Annotated in this window: 21 protein-coding genes; 12 read left to right on the plus strand and 9 right to left on the minus strand. The window is 63.1% G+C overall.

The genetic code is table 11. The annotated features are described in order from the left end of the window. The first annotated feature begins 11 nt into the window (after window positions 1–11). On the plus strand, window positions 12–761 hold the full coding sequence (locus LB545_RS18650; RefSeq protein WP_181165173.1) for an amino acid ABC transporter ATP-binding protein: 750 nt from the start codon (window positions 12–14) through the stop codon (window positions 759–761). A 115-nt stretch (window positions 762–876) separates the two neighbouring features. Further along, window positions 877–1,542, plus strand: a complete 666-nt coding sequence (locus LB545_RS18655; protein WP_140584477.1) for a TIGR02117 family protein — start codon at window positions 877–879, stop codon at window positions 1,540–1,542. Between the two features lie 30 nt (window positions 1,543–1,572). On the opposite strand, the gene LB545_RS18660 is transcribed toward LB545_RS18655, so the two are convergent. Continuing rightward, entirely contained in the window at window positions 1,573–2,793 is a 1,221-nt protein-coding gene (locus LB545_RS18660) for an FAD-dependent monooxygenase (protein WP_140650587.1), read from the minus strand. 19 nt (window positions 2,794–2,812) lie between these two features. Then, window positions 2,813–3,058, minus strand: coding sequence for a zinc-finger domain-containing protein (locus tag LB545_RS18665; protein WP_140494310.1), 246 nt, complete (start codon window positions 3,056–3,058; stop codon window positions 2,813–2,815). Window positions 3,059–3,260: 202 nt separating this feature from the next. On the opposite strand from LB545_RS18665, the gene LB545_RS18670 reads away from it, so the two are divergent. Both LB545_RS18670 and ppx read left to right on the plus strand, forming a co-directional pair. Then, window positions 3,261–5,453, plus strand: a complete 2,193-nt coding sequence (locus LB545_RS18670; RefSeq protein WP_140494308.1) for an RNA degradosome polyphosphate kinase — start codon at window positions 3,261–3,263, stop codon at window positions 5,451–5,453. Then, window positions 5,453–6,988, plus strand: a complete 1,536-nt coding sequence (gene ppx / locus LB545_RS18675; protein WP_140494306.1) for an exopolyphosphatase — start codon at window positions 5,453–5,455, stop codon at window positions 6,986–6,988. Before LB545_RS18670 ends, ppx begins: the two co-directional genes overlap by 1 nt. A 296-nt stretch (window positions 6,989–7,284) precedes the next feature. Here ppx and LB545_RS18680 read toward each other — a convergent pair whose 3' ends face one another. From LB545_RS18680 to LB545_RS18695, 4 genes are all read right to left on the minus strand, one after another. Continuing rightward, window positions 7,285–7,689: a DoxX family protein gene (locus LB545_RS18680; protein ID WP_140650590.1), complete on the minus strand. Its 405-nt coding sequence runs from the start codon at window positions 7,687–7,689 to the stop codon at window positions 7,285–7,287. Between the two features lie 169 nt (window positions 7,690–7,858). Then, window positions 7,859–8,281: a DoxX family protein gene (locus LB545_RS18685; RefSeq protein WP_140650593.1), complete on the minus strand. Its 423-nt coding sequence runs from the start codon at window positions 8,279–8,281 to the stop codon at window positions 7,859–7,861. A 179-nt stretch (window positions 8,282–8,460) separates the two neighbouring features. After that, complete coding sequence (fumC, locus tag LB545_RS18690; RefSeq protein ID WP_140650596.1) at window positions 8,461–9,858, minus strand: class II fumarate hydratase; 1,398 nt, start codon at window positions 9,856–9,858, stop codon at window positions 8,461–8,463. Between the two features lie 377 nt (window positions 9,859–10,235). Further along, window positions 10,236–11,018 (minus strand): NIPSNAP family protein, encoded by a 783-nt coding sequence (locus LB545_RS18695; RefSeq protein ID WP_140650599.1) that lies wholly within the window; start codon window positions 11,016–11,018, stop codon window positions 10,236–10,238. 115 nt (window positions 11,019–11,133) lie between these two features. Here LB545_RS18695 and LB545_RS18700 point away from each other — a divergent pair, with 115 nt between their 5' ends. The 8 genes from LB545_RS18700 (at window position 11,134) to LB545_RS18735 (ending at window position 15,956) form a co-directional block, all read left to right on the plus strand. Next, window positions 11,134–11,799: a TetR/AcrR family transcriptional regulator gene (locus LB545_RS18700; RefSeq protein ID WP_140650602.1), complete on the plus strand. Its 666-nt coding sequence runs from the start codon at window positions 11,134–11,136 to the stop codon at window positions 11,797–11,799. A 110-nt stretch (window positions 11,800–11,909) separates the two neighbouring features. Further along, complete coding sequence (locus tag LB545_RS18705) at window positions 11,910–13,043, plus strand: metallophosphoesterase (protein WP_224705619.1); 1,134 nt, start codon at window positions 11,910–11,912, stop codon at window positions 13,041–13,043. A 491-nt stretch (window positions 13,044–13,534) separates the two neighbouring features. After that, the gene (locus LB545_RS18710) at window positions 13,535–13,744 is read left to right on the plus strand and encodes a cold-shock protein (RefSeq protein ID WP_010915421.1); all 210 of its coding nucleotides are present in this window, start codon (window positions 13,535–13,537) and stop codon (window positions 13,742–13,744) included. A gap of 334 nt (window positions 13,745–14,078) precedes the next feature. Then, window positions 14,079–14,306 carry a hypothetical protein gene (locus tag LB545_RS18715; RefSeq protein ID WP_224705620.1) on the plus strand — a complete coding sequence of 76 codons (228 nt, stop codon included), beginning with the start codon at window positions 14,079–14,081 and terminating at the stop codon, window positions 14,304–14,306. Further along, window positions 14,306–14,710, plus strand: coding sequence for a hypothetical protein (locus tag LB545_RS18720; protein ID WP_140494290.1), 405 nt, complete (start codon window positions 14,306–14,308; stop codon window positions 14,708–14,710). The genes LB545_RS18715 and LB545_RS18720 overlap by 1 nt, the downstream gene beginning before the upstream one ends. A gap of 1 nt (window position 14,711) precedes the next feature. After that, on the plus strand, window positions 14,712–14,879 hold the full coding sequence (locus tag LB545_RS18725; RefSeq protein ID WP_181167560.1) for a hypothetical protein: 168 nt from the start codon (window positions 14,712–14,714) through the stop codon (window positions 14,877–14,879). Between the two features lie 4 nt (window positions 14,880–14,883). Beyond that, window positions 14,884–15,267 carry a YkgJ family cysteine cluster protein gene (locus tag LB545_RS18730; RefSeq protein WP_224705621.1) on the plus strand — a complete coding sequence of 128 codons (384 nt, stop codon included), beginning with the start codon at window positions 14,884–14,886 and terminating at the stop codon, window positions 15,265–15,267. Window positions 15,268–15,344: 77 nt separating this feature from the next. After that, the gene (locus tag LB545_RS18735; protein WP_140494286.1) at window positions 15,345–15,956 is read left to right on the plus strand and encodes a LysE family translocator; all 612 of its coding nucleotides are present in this window, start codon (window positions 15,345–15,347) and stop codon (window positions 15,954–15,956) included. A 100-nt stretch (window positions 15,957–16,056) separates the two neighbouring features. Here LB545_RS18735 and LB545_RS18740 read toward each other — a convergent pair whose 3' ends face one another. The 3 genes from LB545_RS18740 to LB545_RS18750 all read right to left on the minus strand — a co-directional run bounded on the left by LB545_RS18740 (window position 16,057) and on the right by LB545_RS18750 (window position 17,280). Continuing rightward, window positions 16,057–16,335, minus strand: a complete 279-nt coding sequence (locus LB545_RS18740; protein WP_140637692.1) for a hypothetical protein — start codon at window positions 16,333–16,335, stop codon at window positions 16,057–16,059. Window positions 16,336–16,441: 106 nt separating this feature from the next. Beyond that, the gene (locus LB545_RS18745; protein ID WP_140583819.1) at window positions 16,442–16,816 is read right to left on the minus strand and encodes a nuclear transport factor 2 family protein; all 375 of its coding nucleotides are present in this window, start codon (window positions 16,814–16,816) and stop codon (window positions 16,442–16,444) included. A 17-nt stretch (window positions 16,817–16,833) separates the two neighbouring features. Then, the gene (locus LB545_RS18750) at window positions 16,834–17,280 is read right to left on the minus strand and encodes an OsmC family protein (protein ID WP_140560507.1); all 447 of its coding nucleotides are present in this window, start codon (window positions 17,278–17,280) and stop codon (window positions 16,834–16,836) included. Window positions 17,281–17,298 lie beyond the last annotated feature (18 nt).

Raw genomic sequence — 17,298 nt, forward strand, 5'->3', positions numbered from 1 at the left:
ATGCCGCGAAGATGCACATCTCGACCACCGATGTCGCCATCGACATCATCGCCATGCACAAATGGTATGGCGAGTTCCATGTGCTGAAGGACATCAACCTCAAGGTGATGCGCGGCGAGCGCATCGTCATCTGCGGCCCGTCCGGCTCCGGCAAGTCCACCATGATCCGCTGCATCAACCGGCTCGAAGAACACCAGAAGGGCAAGATCTTCGTCGACGGCAAGGAATTGACCAACGATCTCAAGAAGATCGACGAGGTGCGCCGAGAGGTCGGCATGGTGTTCCAGCACTTCAACCTGTTCCCCCACCTGACCATCCTGGAGAACTGCACGCTGGCGCCGATCTGGGTCCGCAAGACCCCGAAGAAACAGGCCGAGGAGATGGCCATGCATTTCCTCAAGCGCGTCAAGATCCCCGAGCAGGCCAACAAATATCCGGGCCAGCTCTCCGGCGGTCAGCAGCAGCGCGTGGCGATCGCCCGTTCGCTGTGCATGAACCCGCGCATCATGCTGTTCGATGAGCCGACCTCGGCACTCGACCCGGAAATGATCAAGGAAGTGCTGGAGACCATGGTTAGCCTTGCCGAGGAAGGCATGACCATGCTGTGCGTCACCCACGAAATGGGCTTCGCGCGGAAAGTCGCCAACCGGGTGATCTTCATGGATCAGGGCCAGATCGTCGAGCAGAACACGCCGGCCGAGTTCTTCGATCACCCGCGCCACGAGCGCACGAAGCTGTTCCTGTCGCAGATATTGCACTGAGCGCTGCCTCGTCGAAATGGAAGGAGCCCGGCCGCGCCACGGTCGGGCTTTTTCACATTTGGCCGATCGGATCGTTTCGATTGAAACGTGATGGAATCGCAAGAACTATGCCCGGATGAGAAAACGCCTTCGTTTCCTGGCCGTGCTGGTGGCCGCGGTGGTGCTGGTCGCGGCACTCGGCACGCTGGTGCCACGACCACTCTGGCCGGCTGCCGCGGCCGGCGAGGGCGTCAGGCACATTCTGGTGCTGAGCAATCCGATCCACACCGACATCGCCATTCCCGTCGATGACGGCGTGCGCCGGCGTTTTCGCTTCCTCGCGGCTGCCGGCCAGCCTTCCGATGCGCCCGAGGTGCGCTACATCGTCTTCGGCTGGGGCGGCCGCGCCTTCTACCTGGAGACGCCGACCTGGTCGCAGCTGAAGGCGATGCCCGTATTCAAGGCCCTGACGCTTGACGCTTCAGTGATGCATGTCGAGGTCGCCGGCGATATCTCCGGACCCGATGTCGCCGGCTTCGACATCCCGGAAGACCGCTTTGCGGCATTGCTCGACTTCATCGATGCGAGTTTCCAGCAAGGACCAGGCGGGCCGATCGTCATCGCCAGGGCCGCCTATTCCGATTTCGACCGCTTCTATGAGGCGAACGGCCATTTCAATGCGCTGGCCGGCTGCAACACCTGGACGGCCGCCGCCTTGCGAACCGCCGGCCTGCGGACCGGTTGGTGGAACCCGCTGCCGGTCTCGCTTGGGTGGTCGTTGAAGCTGTATAATGGTAGGTAGCGCAGATAACGCCAACGCCTCGTTCGAGTTCTAGGCCCGCCACCCATAAAGCCAGTCCAAATCCGCGGCGAGCTTCTCCGGCGCCCGCATTTTCAGGAAAAGGTTGCGCGCCAACGCCACCGGACCCCAGGCATGCCAGGCAAGGCGGTTGAGGGCGCCGCGACGTGCCACTCTCACGACGCGCGGCCGGCGCAGGCCTTCCCAGATTTGAAGACTTCCGGCCAGGTCGGCAGGGGAGGCGGCCATGACGTCGGCAAGCGTGGCGGCATCCTCGATGGCCATCGCGGCGCCCTGTGCCGCGAACGGCGTCATGGCATGCGCCGCGTCGCCGACCAGCGCGATGCGGCCCGACCTTACCCATGGCTGCTTCTGATCGACCGTATGGATCGGCCAGGCCGCCCACGGGCCGGCCAACTCCGCAAGCCTTGCCAGCGCCGGCGCGGTGCCGCGCACGGCGCCGGCCAGAATTGCGGGATCGGCATGGCCGGACCAGCCTTCGGCGATACGCTCGCCCCTGGTGAAAGCGACGAGGTTGATGGCGCTGCCCTTGCTGACGGGATAGGCGACCATGTGAAAGCCGGGATGCAGGAAGGTGGTGACGCAGTCCGGCGCACCGATCTCTGCAAAAGCTTGCCCGGCAGGACTGTCTGCGCTGACGGTTGCCCGCCAGGCCAGTTCGCCCGAGAAGTGGCTTTTCGCAGGGCTGGTTCTTGCTGGGTCGGCAAGTCCGCGGACCGACGACCAGACGCCATCGGCGCCGACCAGAAGGAAACCTTCCGCCGCGACGGGCCTGCCACCCACATCGGCTGCCGCGGTGATGCCTGAACTGCTGATCGTGACGCTGTCAAGGCGCGCGCCGGTGGTGAGATGAACATCGGGCATGGCAGCCACGCGCGCCATCAGCGCGTTTTGCAGGTCCGCTCGATGCGCCACGAGGTAGGGCGCACCCCAGCGCGCCTCGCCGGCTCGTCCAAGAGGCACGCGCGCCAGTTCGCCCAAGGTTGCCGCATCCTTCAGCACCACGGCTTCCGGCCTGACGGCATTGGGAAGAAGTGCGTCGAGTACGCCGAGCTCACGCAGGATGCGTGTCGCGTTGGGCGAAAGCTGGATGCCGGCGCCCGCCGCTTCGAGGCGCTGCGCCTGTTCGAAGATACGCACGGTATAGCCGCGCTCGGCGAAAACCAGTGCCGCGGTCAGCCCGGCAATACCCGCCCCGGCGATGATGACTTGCCGGGACTGTGCGTCTGCCATTGGCCCGGCCCGCTGGAGGTCAGGCGGCCTGATCGATGTAGAGGCAGCCGGCCGGCAGCGTTTCCATCGCCGTCAGCTTCGGCGAATAGCGGTAGAGCGTCGAGCAGTAGGGGCAGACCTTCTCATTGTCGTCGCCCATGTCGAGAAACACATGCGGATGGTCGAAAGGCGGGTTGGCGCCGGTGCACATGAATTCCTTGACTCCGATATCGATCGCCGGATGGCCCGCATCGTTCTGGAAATGGGGAATGGAACCGCCTGCCATCGTCGTCTCCTTTAGCGCAGTCTGCTCAGCGTTTGGATCATAACCGGTCTGTTTGCAAGTTCGATGAAATGAAACTGTCGCAAAAGCCTGTCAGAGGATAAGTTAAGCCGGTTAACCGGCTGGAGCATCGCAGCCAGGCGCAACAGCCTGGGCGCCGCCCGAAAAAGCGGCGAAGCAACCAGACGTGGGAAGAGCAGGAACCATGAACGAACTGAAGCCGGTCCAGAGCGAGTTCATCAATGCGGAAGCGGCAAGCCCGGAAGGCAATCCGGATCGTTTCGTCAATCGCGAGTTCTCCTGGTTGCAGTTCAACCGCCGCGTGCTCGAGGAATCGCAGAACACAAACCATCCGCTGCTGGAGAGGGTACGTTTCCTGTCGATCTCCGCGGCCAATCTCGATGAGTTCTTCATGGTGCGCGTCGCCGGCCTGGCCGGCCAGGTTCGCGAAGGCATCGTGTTGAGAAGTCCGGACGGGCGTACCCCCGAACAGCAGCTCGAACAGCTGCTGCGCGAGGTCGAACGGTTGCAGGAAGACCAGCAGAAAAGCCTTTCGGCGCTGACCGTGCTGCTCAACAAGGAAGGCATCGAGAGCATCACCCGCGACGCGCTGACCAAGGACGAGAAGGCCTGGCTGGAGGAGCACTTCCAGGACCAGGTGTTTCCTGTTCTCACGCCATTGTCGATCGACCCGGCGCACCCGTTCCCGTTTATCCCCAATCTCGGCTTCTCGATGGCGCTGCAGCTTCGCCATCGCAAGAACGGCGAGGAGATGAGCGCGCTCTTGCGCCTGCCGGTGGCGCTGAAGCGTTTCATCCGCCTGCCGGACCGCAAGCACCATGTCCGCTTCATCCCGCTGGAAGAGGCGGTCGGCCTTTACATCGGCAAGTTGTTCCCGGGTTACGAGGTCAAGGGCTCCGGCACGTTCCGCATCATTCGCGACAGCGACATCGAGGTCGAGGAGGAATCGGAAGATCTCGTGCGCCTGTTCGAGACCGCGCTAAAGCGCCGCCGCCGCGGCTCCGTCATTCGCATCGAGTTCGACATGCTCATGCCGGCCGAACTGCGCGAATTCGTCGCCGGCGAACTCGGCGTTTCGTCGAGCCGCATCAGCGTCCTGACCGGCCCGCTGGCGCTCAGCCAGATTTCGGAGATCGTCGCCGTTGCCCGCGACGACCTCAAATTCACGCCCTACAATCCGCGTTTCCCCGAGCGCATCCGCGAGCATGGCGGCGATTGCTTCGCCGCTATCCGCGAGAAGGACATCATCGTCCACCACCCCTACGAATCCTTCGACGTGGTGGTGCAGTTCCTGCGCCAGGCGATGGCCGACCCGGAAGTGGTGGCGATCAAGCAGACGCTTTACCGAACCTCCAACGACAGCCCGATCGTGCGTGCGCTGGTCGACGCCGCCGAGGCCGGCAAGTCGGTGACGGCACTGGTCGAGCTCAAGGCTCGCTTCGACGAGGAGGCCAACATCCGCTGGGCGCGCGACCTCGAGCGCGCCGGCGTCCAGGTCGTGTTCGGCTTCCTCGAGCTCAAGACCCACGCCAAGATGTCGCTGGTGGTGCGGCGCGAGGACGGCAAGCTGCGCAATTATGTGCATCTGGGCACCGGCAATTACCATCCGGTGACCGCGCGCATCTACACCGACCTGTCCTTCTTCACCACCGATGCAACGATCGCACGCGATGTCGCCCAGCTTTTCAACTTCATCACCGGCTATGCCGAGCCGACCGCCGAAATGCGGCTGGCGATCTCGCCCTTCACGCTGAGGAACCGTATCCTGCAGCACATTTCCGATGAGGTCGCCCACGCACTCGAGGGACGGCCGGCACGCATCTGGATGAAGATGAACGCCCTTGTCGATCCGATCATCATCGACGCGCTCTACGACGCCAGCCGAGCGGGCGTCGAGATCGACCTCGTCGTGCGCGGCATATGCTGCCTGCGGCCGCAGGTGCCGGGCCTGTCGGAAAACATCAGGGTCAAGTCGATCGTCGGCCGTTTCCTCGAGCACAGCCGCATCTATTGCTTCGGCAATGGCCACGGCCTGCCGTCGGACGAGGCGGTGGTCTACATCTCCTCGGCCGACCTCATGCCGCGCAATCTCGACCGTCGCGTCGAGACCATGGTGCCGATCACCAACCCAACTGTGCATGAACAGGTGCTGGGCCAGATCATGCTCGGCAACATCATGGACAATCAGCAAAGTTTCGACGTATTGGCTGATGGAACCTCCCGGCGCGTCGTGCTCGAGGAGGGCGAGGAGCCGTTCAACGCACAGGAATATTTCATGACCAATCCGAGCCTGTCGGGACGGGGTGATGCGCTGAAATCGCATGCGCCGAAGCGGATCGCGCAATTCAAGCGCCGCAAGAAGAACGCCGCCGCCTGATGCTGTCCGATTCCCAGGGCCGGCTGCAGGATCGCCGACCGCTGTCCATCATCGACATCGGCTCGAATTCGATCCGCCTTGTCGTCTATGAGGGGCTGGCGCGCTCGCCGACCATGCTGTTCAACGAAAAGATGCTGGCGGGCCTCGGCCGCGGCATCGTGTCGACGGGAAAGCTCGACCCCGAGGGCGTGACACGGTCGATGGAGGAGTTCCGCCGTTTCCGCGCGCTCTCCGACCAGGCCGGTGCCGAGCACATGTACGTGCTGGCGACCGCGGCCGCCCGCGAGGCCGTCAACGGCCCCGATTTCATCCACCGCGCCGAAGACGTGCTCAAGACCGAGATCCGCGTGATCAGCGGCCGCGAGGAAGCCTACTATTCCGCGCTCGGCGTCATCTGCGGCTTTCATCCGGCCAATGGTATCGCGGGTGACCTCGGCGGCGGCAGCCTTGAACTGGTCGACGTCAATGGCGAAGCGATCGGCGACGGCATAACGTTGCCGCTGGGCGGCCTGCGCCTCCAGGATATGGCCAAGAACTCCCTCACGCAGGCAGCGAAAATCGTGCGCGACGAGCTGGGGCGGGCGAAGCTGCTGAAAGGCGGGCAAGGCAGGCCTTTCTATGCCGTCGGCGGCACCTGGCGAAATCTCGCCCGGCTGCACATGGAGATGACCAACTATCCGCTTGGCGTCATGCACCACTACGAGATCGGCGTCGAAAGTGCCGCCAATTTCCTGCGGCAAGTGGCCAAAGGCGAGATCGAGAAGATCAAAGGCATCGAGGGCGTTTCGAAGAACCGCCGCTCGCTGCTGCCTTACGGTGCCATCGTGCTGCAGGAGATCATGGCGGCGATGCAGCCGTCGAAGATCATCGTCTCGGCGCTCGGCGTGCGCGAAGGCTTCCTCTATTCCCTGCTCGACCAGGCCGAGCAGAAGGCCGATCCCCTGATCTCGGCATCGGAGGAACTCGCCCGGCTGCGCTCGCGCTCGGTCACCCATGCGCATGAACTCGTCGACTGGACGGCCAAGACCTTTGCCGCTTTCGGCATCGACGAGACCGAGGACGAGGCGCGCTACCGCCACGCCGCGGCATTGCTGGCCGACATCGGTTGGCGCGCGCATCCCGAATATCGCGGCAAGCAATCGCTCAATATCATCGCCCACGCCTCCTTTTTCGGCGTCGACCACCCTGGCCGCGCCTATCTGGCGATGGCCAACGCCTATCGGCACGACGGCATCTTCAACGAAGCCATCGCGCCCGAGATCAAGGCGCTCGCGACACCGCGCTATCTGGAGCGGGCGCGGGTGCTGGCGGCATCGATGCGCGTCGTCTACCTGCTGACCGCCTCGATGCCCGGCGTCATGCCGAGACTGAAATGGGAGCAGCGCGGCAATGGCGTGCTGGCGCTGGTCTTACCGGCATCTCTGGCAGATCTCTATGGCGAGCGGCCCGCCGGGCGCTTGGCGCAACTGGCGCGAATTACCGGCCGCCTCCTGGTACTGGCGGTCGAAGGCGGGCCGAGCGTTTCGGTGAAATAGGTACGGCCAACTCCATCGCGCCACTTGTTCAGCGGCTTCGCGTTTGAAGACCGGCTTCCCCCACTCCGTCTTGGCTTCGCCAAGCCACCTCTCCCCCGTCCGGAGGGAGAGGAGGGGCGCCAAGATTAGCGAACGCGAGCCCTTCCTCTACCCCGTCGATCGGGGAAGAGGTGTCGAGCGCAGCTCGACGGAGGGGGGTCGACTTGGCTCGGGCGTCGACTTGGCTCGGGCATCGAGAGTTCAACCCGGGGCATATGTCTGGTTGGTTCCGGGCCTGCCCTTGGATTTAGGCGATATCAAACCGCAGCCCGCCCGTCGACCGACCAGGCGCCGGCGCCGGCCATGGCGAGCGCCAGAAAGCCGCCCGATATCGCGATGTCCTTCATCAGCATCTGCTGGTGCAGGAAGGCAAGCGTCGCATCATCGGCGCCCTGGCCGTAATGGCCGATGAAGCCGGCAACGATGCAGAAGGCGGCCAAAAGCAGAGCCACGATCCGGGTCTGGAAGCCGATGAGTATCAGCAGGCCGGCGATCAGCTCGAACAGGCCCGTGCCCCACGCGGCGAGCCCCGGGAGCGGCAGGCCAAGGCCGGCGAAATAGCCCGATGTGCCGGCAATGTCGGCGAGCGCATGGAAGCCTGACGGTACGAACAGCGCGGCAAGCAGCAGCCGCGAAGCCATAAGCAGTGCGTTGCGAGGCATGGTCACCTCCGTTGTCGGTTGGCCGGCTTGGGCTTTACCCACCCGGACCGATCGATCCTACCACCAATGCCCCGGCAAATCCGGGCGCTAAATTGAGGCTTCTGCACTGACAACGAAACAGTGGCGCGGAAAATCCCGCGCCACTGCTGTCAAGACGGGGGAGGGAAGTTCAGCCGCGCTTGGCGTCGATCGAATAGGCGCCGGCGCCGGAGGAAGCCAGTACGAGGAAGCCGCCGGTGATCGCCAGGTTCTTCATGAAGTTGATCATCTGCATCTGGTCGGCCCAGCCGGTGTGGGCGACCAGGGCCGTGGCGACGGTGAAGATCGCCAGCACCCAGGCGGCAATCCGGGTCTGGAAGCCGACGAGAATGGCCAGACCACCGAGCAGTTCGATGAGGCCGACGACGATGGCTGTCACGGTCGGCAAGGGCAGGCCGAGGCCGCCGAAATAGGCCGCGGTGCCGGAAAGGGCGCTGAGCTTGCCGAAACCGGAAAGCAGGAAAATGACCGCAAGCAGGATGCGGCCGAGCAGGATCGTGACAGAACTGTTGGACGCGGTGCCGGCGCCGGCGAAGGAAGTGTTGGTGGACATGGTGGCTCTCCGAATGGGGTTGATCGCCCGTCAGATAGACCATGCTGACTGTTCACCAAAGCCGCCTGTCTGGCGACACATTGTTCACAGGACATACGTTTCCGTGAACCGGTGAAAAACGGAAATTCGTGCCGGTCGATGCGGTGGCGGGAGCATATTTTCCCGCCGAAAAAGTGCCTTCAGCCAGGATGGGTCATATCTTCCGGCCGCACGATCCGATCGTAATCGGCTTCGCTGACCAGCCCGGTGGCCAGCGCTTCCTCGCGCAGCGTGGTACCGTTCTTGTGCGCGGTCTTGGCGATCTTGGCAGCGTTGTCGTAGCCGATGGTGGGCGCAAGCGCCGTCACCAGCATCAGCGAGCGGTCGAGGGCCGCCTTGATGTTGTCTTCGCGCGCCTCGATGCCGACGACGCAATTGTCGGTGAAGGAGACCGAAGCGTCGGCGAGCAACTGCACCGACTGCAGGAAGTTGTAGGCCATCAGCGGGTTATAAACGTTGAGCTCGAAATGGCCCTGGCTGCCGGCGAAGGTGAGGGCTGCATTGTTACCGAACACCTGCACGCAGACCTGGGTCATCGCTTCGCACTGCGTCGGGTTGACCTTGCCCGGCATGATCGAGGAACCCGGCTCATTTTCCGGCAACGACAATTCGCCAAGGCCGGAACGCGGGCCGGAACCGAGGAAGCGGATGTCGTTGGCGATCTTGAACAGCGCTGCGGCAGCGGCGTTGATGGCGCCATGTGAGAACACCATGGAATCATGGGCTGCCAGCGCCTCGAACTTGTTCGGGGCAGTGACGAAGGCGATGCCGGTGATGGCGGCGATGCGGTCGGCCACCCGCTCGGCGAAGCCGACGGGCGCGTTGAGGCCGGTGCCGACGGCGGTGCCGCCCTGCGCCAGTTCCTGCAGGCCGGGCAACGTCAGCTCGATGCGCTTGATCGACGAAGCGACCTGCGCGGCGTAGCCCGAGAATTCCTGGCCCAGCGTAAGCGGGGTGGCGTCTTGCGTGTGGGTGCGGCCGATCTTGATGATATGGTTGAACTCTCTGCTCTTGGCGGCGAGCGCCTTGTGCAGGTGCTTCAGCGCCGGCAACAGGTCATGCACGATGCGTTCGGCGCAGGCGATGTGCATGGCGGTCGGGTAGGTGTCGTTCGACGACTGGCTCATATTCACGTGGTCGTTAGGGTGCACCGGCTTCTTGGAGCCCATGACGCCGCCCAGCATCTCGATCGCCCGGTTGGAGATCACCTCGTTGGCGTTCATGTTGGACTGCGTACCCGAGCCGGTCTGCCAGACCACCAGCGGGAAATGGTCGTCGAGCTTGCCGTCGATGACTTCTTGAGAGGCTTCGACGATCGCCTTGCCGATCGCCGGATCGAGCCGCTTCAGCTCCATATTGGCTTCCGCCGCCGCCCGCTTGACGATGCCGAGCGCGCGCACGACGGATGCCGGCTGCTTTTCCCAACCGATCTTGAAATTGCCGAGCGAACGCTGCGCCTGCGCGCCCCAATAACGGTCGGCGGCGACCTCGATGGGACCGAACGTATCGGTTTCGGTTCTGGTCTTGGCAGCGCTCACGGCAAGTCTCCGGTCTGTCGATTTGGGCAACGGCGTATCGCGTTGCACAAAACGCATCAAGCGGAGATTGCGGGCGATGAAGATGCAAATCGGTTGAAGACGGAGCCAATCTCCCCGCTCGTGGGGAGATGCCCGGCAGGGCGGCGGGAGCGCGAAGGAACGCTATCTGTCGTCATTCAGCTGCGTTCAGGTTAGAACAAGGGCGGAAGTGCAATCGAATGAGAGATCGGCGGGACAGCGCCCCCCTCTGGCCTGCCGGCCATCTCCCCCACGAGGGGGGAGATCGGCTGTCCACTCACTCCGCCGTATACCCGCCGTCCACCGCAAAGACGCCGCCCCGCCTCTGATCAGACGCCGCCTCCGCGCGGACTGGGAAATCAGCAACAAAGCCGCGAGCGCGATGTCGCCGACAGGCGCATGGTTTCGGTCGGTCTGGTCAGGTCATGTCGGACGGCGTGCGAGAAGGCTTGCCATGCAGGTGAGGCGGCAAGCGCGGTTTCATGCTGGGCCTGCGCTTCTTCGCCATCAAAACCCATCACACTGATGAAAACATTCTCACTCGCTCGCACCGGCAGGCGTGGAAAGCTGTTTTCCGCATGCTCCGTGACGAAAGCGGCGAGCAGCCGCGCACCGGGTGACGCCGTCATCGGCGCGACTTCGGCCTCGAAGCGGCTGGCGAACGCGGCCTCTGTGCCCGGCCGCAAATGATAAATCCGAATCACGACCATGCCTGACAGCGGCGTGCTTCTGCCTGGCTTTTCGTCTACGGCCAAGCTCGCGCGCAAGGCGCCAGAGAGATCGAAGCCAGCCCCGGTCCACGCAGGCTTGAGCAGCAGCACATCGTCGGAATCGATCATCGTGGCATTGGCTGAATTGCGGTGCGCTGCCCATACCGGACCGTCATAGAAGGCGCTCAGGGCGCCTTTGCGCACCTCCATGTCCTCGAAGCCGCGCAGCCAGACGAACATGTCGGGGCGATCGAGGTCCCGGAATTGGCCGATGATGGTCATCCCGGCCTCTTCCTGGCCTTCAATCAGCTTGCCGTCAAAGAGGTCGATAAGAGTATCGCGTTTGCCGGGTTTCAGCGTGTACTGGCGCAGTTCGACGACCGGGGAGGCGAGCACTGCCGTCTCCGATGTGGCACTCAGGGGCATGCTCATAAGCTCTCCAAAACAGGGTGATCATCCTGTTTTATAAAACAGACCGGTTGTCCTGTTTTGTCAATCTGCTACCTTCTTTTTCTTCCCTGCTTGAGGGAGAAGGTGGAGATTCCCGATGACAGGGCATGCCCAGAAGCGCACCAATGATCCCGAAGGCATGCGCAACAGAGTGCTCGATGCCGCGCAGGAGTCCTTTCAGGTACGCGGCTATCACGCGTCCAGTCTCGGCGATCTGATGGCGGCGGCGGGTGTCAGCGGCGGCGCGTTGCATCATCATTTCCCGACCAAGAAAGCGTTGGCGCTGGCGGTGATCGAAGAGCGTGTGGCCGCGGCGGTCGAAGAAACATGGATGGCGCCTTTGCGGGCGGCCGCTTCGGCGCGCGAAGGCGTGCGTGCAGCCTTCGAAGCCGTGGCGGCGGAACTTGAGCAACAAGGCTTCGTGCGCGGCTGTCCCCTCAACAACCTTGCACATGAACTGTCGCTCGCCGATGCCGAATTGCGCGCCGCCCTTGCCGGCATTTTTGCCGGCTGGCGCCAGGCGATCGCCGACAAGGTCCGGGCTGATCAGCAGGCGGGCAGGGAGCAGGACACCGATCCGCAGCGTTTCGCCGCCCTGGCCGTCGCGGCCTATTCCGGAGCGATGTCGATGGCCAAGACGGCGCAGGATGCCGGCATGTTGCGCGATTGCCTGGCGGGGCTGGAGCAGAATGTCGCCCAAGCTTCGCCCATGGCCGCAACGAGGCGGCGTCGCAGGATATTGCTGCCACCGGGAAACCTTTGATGCCGAGGACGGGAACGATCCCTACAACTCAGTTCCGTTCTGGGGGAGGGCAGCCGTGGACCGGGCGCTGAACTTTACTGCTGACCGGTGTCCGTGCTGAACTTCAACCCATGATGAAGCGCTTCTCACCAAAATCGGTATCACGACGCCGTTTTCTGGCGCGGGCCGCCGGTCTTGCCACGGCCCTTGCGCTTCCACGCCCGGCGCTCGGCCAGACCGGGCAGCGCATTCAGCCTGTCGACGCCACCTTCCTGTTCATCGCCGATGTCCATGCCTGCCGCATGGCCAGCGGCTTGAGTCCCAATTGCCAGCAGGAAGGCAAGACCGACGCTGCCTTGCTGCGCAATGTGGCGGCTCTGAACGGCATTGGCGACAAAACATGGCCCGTCGAGATCGGCGGCGTCCCGACGGGCCTACGCTCCGCCGGCAGCCGAATCGGCACGCCGCTCGGCCTCGTCATCGGCGGCGACATGACCGACGATGGCGGTGGTCAGATCACCCAGCCGAGTGAAGGCACGCAATTGCTGCAATTCAGCCAGCGTTACCAGCAAGGCATGGGGCCTGACCGCGTGCATGTTCCAGTCTATGTCGGGCTCGGCAATCATGACCTCGACCAAAACGGCCCGCGGCATCACGTTGACTGGTACCGGCGCGAAATGCGCGACTATGTCGAAGTCAATCACCGTGCCGGCGTGTTCTTCAAGCCACCGGTTCCGGCCACCGACTACGATGTGGAGACCGACTGCTATGCGTGGGACTGGGGCGGGCTGCATCTTGTCCAGACCCACCGTTTCGCTGGCGACACCGGCCATGGCGCGGAGAGCAGCCTGCCCTGGCTGAAGCAGGATCTGGCGACCTATGCGGCGGACGGCCGCCCGGTCATCCTGTTTCAGCATTATGGCTGGGATAATTTTTCGACGGAGCGATGGGATCCCGCCAAAAAGGCGTTCGACGACGACGGCAAGGGGCCGCCGCATTGGTGGAGCGATGCGGACCGTCAGGCACTGCTTGCGGCTCTGAAGGGCTATAACATAATTGCCGTCTTCCATGGCCATCAGCACGAGGTGCCGATGATCTATCAGCGCGACGGCCTTGATCTCTTCAAGCCAAAGGCGGCCTATATGGGCGGGTTCGCACTGGCGCGGGTCACCAATGATGGCATGGATGTCGTGCTGGGCGAAGCCAGCGACGATCACGGCGGGGTCACATTCACCAACGCCTTCAGCAAACCGTTCCAGACATGAAAGCCCGCAGCGGCCTTTTCGTCCCGGACGCCGACTGACGTCGACCTGGCAGTGCGCTCGGGCCTCGGCCTCCGCTACGAGATGCCGCCGATGATGACCGCCGCGATGTAGGGGCCGAAAGAAAACGCCCCTCGCACCTTTTATCGTGCGGGGGGCGTCTTTGCCGTTCGCTTTTCCTTCGATTGCTCTCGTGAATTGCTGACGACAACCATGAAACGTGCTTCGACCGAAATGGCTCCCGGCGCGTCCAGATTTTTTTAGGGCCGCTTTGTTCAGTGCCCGATTGGCGTGAACCGTCGCGGCGGGTGAGCCAAGAATTGACATGGCCGTTTAAATAGCTTACAAGACCTTTGTCGATATTTGTTGACTGACTTTTGTTATCCGCGCTTTGCAGCGCGCCTTTGACGAACTTCCCACATCAAAAATCGAGACAAACGACGTTGTGCATCCGCATGACGGCGAACGAGTATTTGCCATGGAAAGGGTTCGTCATGAGCACCGGCACAGTTAAATGGTTCAACGCCACCAAAGGTTTTGGTTTTATTCAGCCTGACGACGGCTCTGCCGACGTTTTCGTCCACATCTCGGCCGTAGAGCGCGCCGGCATGCGTGACATCGTCGAGGGCCAGAAGCTCGGCTACGAGATGGTCCGTGACAACAAGTCCGGCAAGATGTCGGCCGACCAGTTGAAGGCGGCCTGAAAAAGGATTCAGCCTTCCCGGTGACCACGGATGTACTGGCACTGGTGAATGGCGAATTCGGGCGCATGGCGGCGGAAACCTGAGTTTTCGCACGCTGCGTGCCGGAGCGTCCTGTGCATCCACTGGATGCGCGACGCTCTCATGGAAGGTCAGGCGGTGCCTGGCCTTTTTCACTTTGTGGGTCTCGCCGCCGAAAATGCGCTGCGCGTCGGCCTGAACGTGCTAAGGGACGCTCCAGCAAGTTGAATCCGCCGCCCCAATGCTTTTGTGCGTGGGTCCTGACTGAAGACCGGTCTTGCCCTATCGGCACGAGACTCCTGACAGGAGAAAGATTTTGACCGCCAATTCGAAAACAGCTGCTGATCAGGCAGTGCCCTTGTTCAGCAAGACGCAAACCCAGTCGATGTCGCTCAACCGCATCATTTCCGAACGCGATGCCCTCACCCAGGCGCGTGAAGCCAAGACCGCGCGTTTGCGCGAACTGCGCCTGGAAAAAGAGGCAGATGAAATCGCTGCGGCGGCCGCACAGGCGGCGTTGCCGAAACGGGCCGGAAGACGCTGATGGCGACGAAGCGTGTGCCGGCGACACCCATCGCCGCTGATGCGACCATCGCCGACATGGTCGAAACATTGGACAAGCCAGTCGAATATGTTCGGCGTGTGCTGGAAAAACTCGAACGCTGCAAGCGCGTCCATGGCGATGCACAGGTGCGCGTCGGCGTGCGGGGGCGCGCCGAGTGCCCGAACTATTTGATCGAATATGTCCGCCAAGACGCCAAGACCCGCGAGCCGGTGACCCATCAAGACGCCGCCTACAGCGGCAGCACGCATCGCGAACTGGCGCCGCATCACATCGCGGAGGCGAGGAACTGGTCGCCTGAGGAAATGAACATAACGGCGGTTTCGGCCCTGATCGGCCGTTTGCGCAGTCCGCGCGCACCATCGCGCTTCGCCGACGAGGACTGAGATGGCCATAAAATTCTCCGCCAAGGACCAACCGCCGGCGCCCGCCGCCGCTGCAAAGCCAGTCAAGCCGGCTGCCGCGCCGAAGGCCGATGCAGCTGCCGAGGCCGCGACCGATCTATTCAAGTCGCCGGCCGAGGCGCCGTCGCGCAAGGCAGGCAAGAAGAAATAGCGCCTTGCCGCAAGACGCCGACCGCAATCCTGCTGCGCAGGGGCTGTTCAACCCGGTGGCCGCAGCCAGCCTTTCATCGTCGCAACGAGGCACCGTCCCGGCATTTGATTGCCAGAGCTGCGGCGCCTGTTGCTCCTACTCGGCCGAGTGGCCACGCTTTTCCACCGAGGACGACGCGCAGCTCGACCGTATCCCGGACAAGTATGTCGCGACCGATCTGTCGGGTATGCGTTGCGAGGGCCCGCGCTGTTCGGCCCTCTGTGGCGAAGTGGGCAAGGCAACCGCTTGCGGCATCTACGAGCTGCGCCCGGATGTCTGCCGCGCCTGCATGCCCGGCGACGAGGATTGCCTGATGGCGCGCCGGGCGCACGGGCTGCCTGTCCTCTGATCTGACGGCGCCGCGGCTTGTGCGCGGGGATTTCGCTGCTACGCTGCCCGCCGGGCAGCACAGCGGAGGACCAAATCGTGAGTATCGAATTCTTGTTGACGTCGCTGATCGTGGTGGCTTCGCCCGGCACCGGCGTCCTCTACACGCTGAGCGCCGGGCTTTCCCGCGGCGCCCGCGCCTCAATCGTCGCCGCTTTCGGCTGCACGCTCGGCATCATCCCGCATATGGCTGCCGCCATCACCGGCCTCGCCGCGCTCCTGCACACCAGCGCGGTCGCCTTCGAGACGCTGAAATATCTGGGCGTCGCCTACCTCCTTTACATGGCCTGGAACACGCTGAAGGAGAGGGGTGGTCTGAACGTCGAGGACAATGTCGCGCCGCGCTCCACCGGCAAGGTGATTGCGAGAGGCATCCTCGTCAATGTGCTCAACCCGAAGCTGTCGATCTTCTTCTTTGCCTTCCTGCCGCAGTTCGTCAGCACGACCGAGCCGCACGCGCTGTCGAAGATGCTGGAACTGAGCAGCGTCTTCATGCTTTTGACCTTCGTCATCTTCGTCGGCTATGGCATCTTCGCCGCCTCAATCCGCAGCCATGTCGCGTCGCGGCCGAGGGTGCTGACCTGGATGCGCCGCACGTTCGCCGGCGCTTTCGTCATGCTCGGCGCCAAGCTTGCGCTGGCGGACAGGTAGAATTCGTTCGCCTCGCCTTGGCACGAAATCGATGCCGAACAATGAGAAGGCGAGCCTTGGCCCGCCTTCTTTTGTTCTTCAACTCCGGACTAGCCGGCAATCATTTGTTCGCGCCGCCGAGCGCCTTCAATTTTTCGCAGAACGGGGCATACGGCTTGCTCATCGCCGCATCCTGACAGTCCTTCATCATCATGGCTTGGTCGTCCTTGGACATTTTTGCCCAGGCGGCTTTCATCTCGGCGTCGGATTTCATCGTCTTCATGCTCGCATCGGTGAAGAACGGTTCCATCATCTTGGGCGAGTCGAGCGCTCCGGCAAGTGCCGTGCCGCTGAGAACGGTCAACGCGAGTGCTCCAAAGCAGGCGGTTCTGATGTTCATGACATTAGTCCTCCCTATGGTCTTTCTCGATCGTCGAATGGCGGTCGGACTCTATTCCTAGCACAAACCGATGTGTATTAGGAGTAACTCATATGGTGAAGCCGGCCTATCCCTTGACGTAGCCCATCGCCTCGACGATACGCCCGCCCTCGACGCGCATTAGATTGACGCCGCGCAGCGAATTGCCGTCCGCCATCCAGTAGCGCCAGCGGATCGTCGCCCGCTCGCCGGCGACGAAGGTCTCCTCGATGTCGAAGCGCGTGCCGGGCTGGGTCGCGATCGCCGTCCATAGCCCGACGCAGGCCGCCTTGCCGGCATGGCGCGCACCGTCCGGTGCCGGCACGGTGTTTTCAATCACGCAGTCCTCGCCCACCAGCTCGGCGAGCGCCGACGGTTCGTGCAACTGGAACACATCGTTGAAGCGCCGCATGATCTCGGCTGTCCGCCGCGACTCTGGATGGCTGTCCATGATGCTGCTCATCTCGTGCTTCTCCTGATTTATTGTTGCGCGGCGGTACCCACGAGGGTCGCCTTGAGGTTGATCTGGGCCACGCCGGCCAGCGCGCGCGAAACGAGACAGCTCGCCTTGGCGGACTGGGCAAGGCGCTCGAACTGGTCTTCGGCGAGCCCCGCGACGTCCACCGCCGTTTCAAGGTCGATGCGGGTGATGGTCGGCCCGGCCTCCGTCGCTCCGAGGTGCACCCTGGCGATGGTGCGGATGTCCCGGGGAATATGACCTCCCTGGCCAAGGATGAAGGTCAGCGCCATCGAGAAGCAGCCGGCATGCGCGGCCGCGATCAGTTCTTCCGGGTTGGTGCCGGGGCCGTTCTCGAAACGCGACGGAAAGGAATAGGCGCCTTCGAACACACCACTGCCGAGCCGCAGCCGGCCTGAACCTTCCCTCAGCGTGCCTTGCCACTCGGCCGAAGCTTCACGAATTGTCATTGCTGTTCTCCCTTCTGG

Origin of the sequence: Mesorhizobium sp. BR1-1-6 (assembly GCF_020165355.1) — a bacterium.
Classification (GTDB): domain Bacteria; phylum Pseudomonadota; class Alphaproteobacteria; order Rhizobiales; family Rhizobiaceae; genus Mesorhizobium.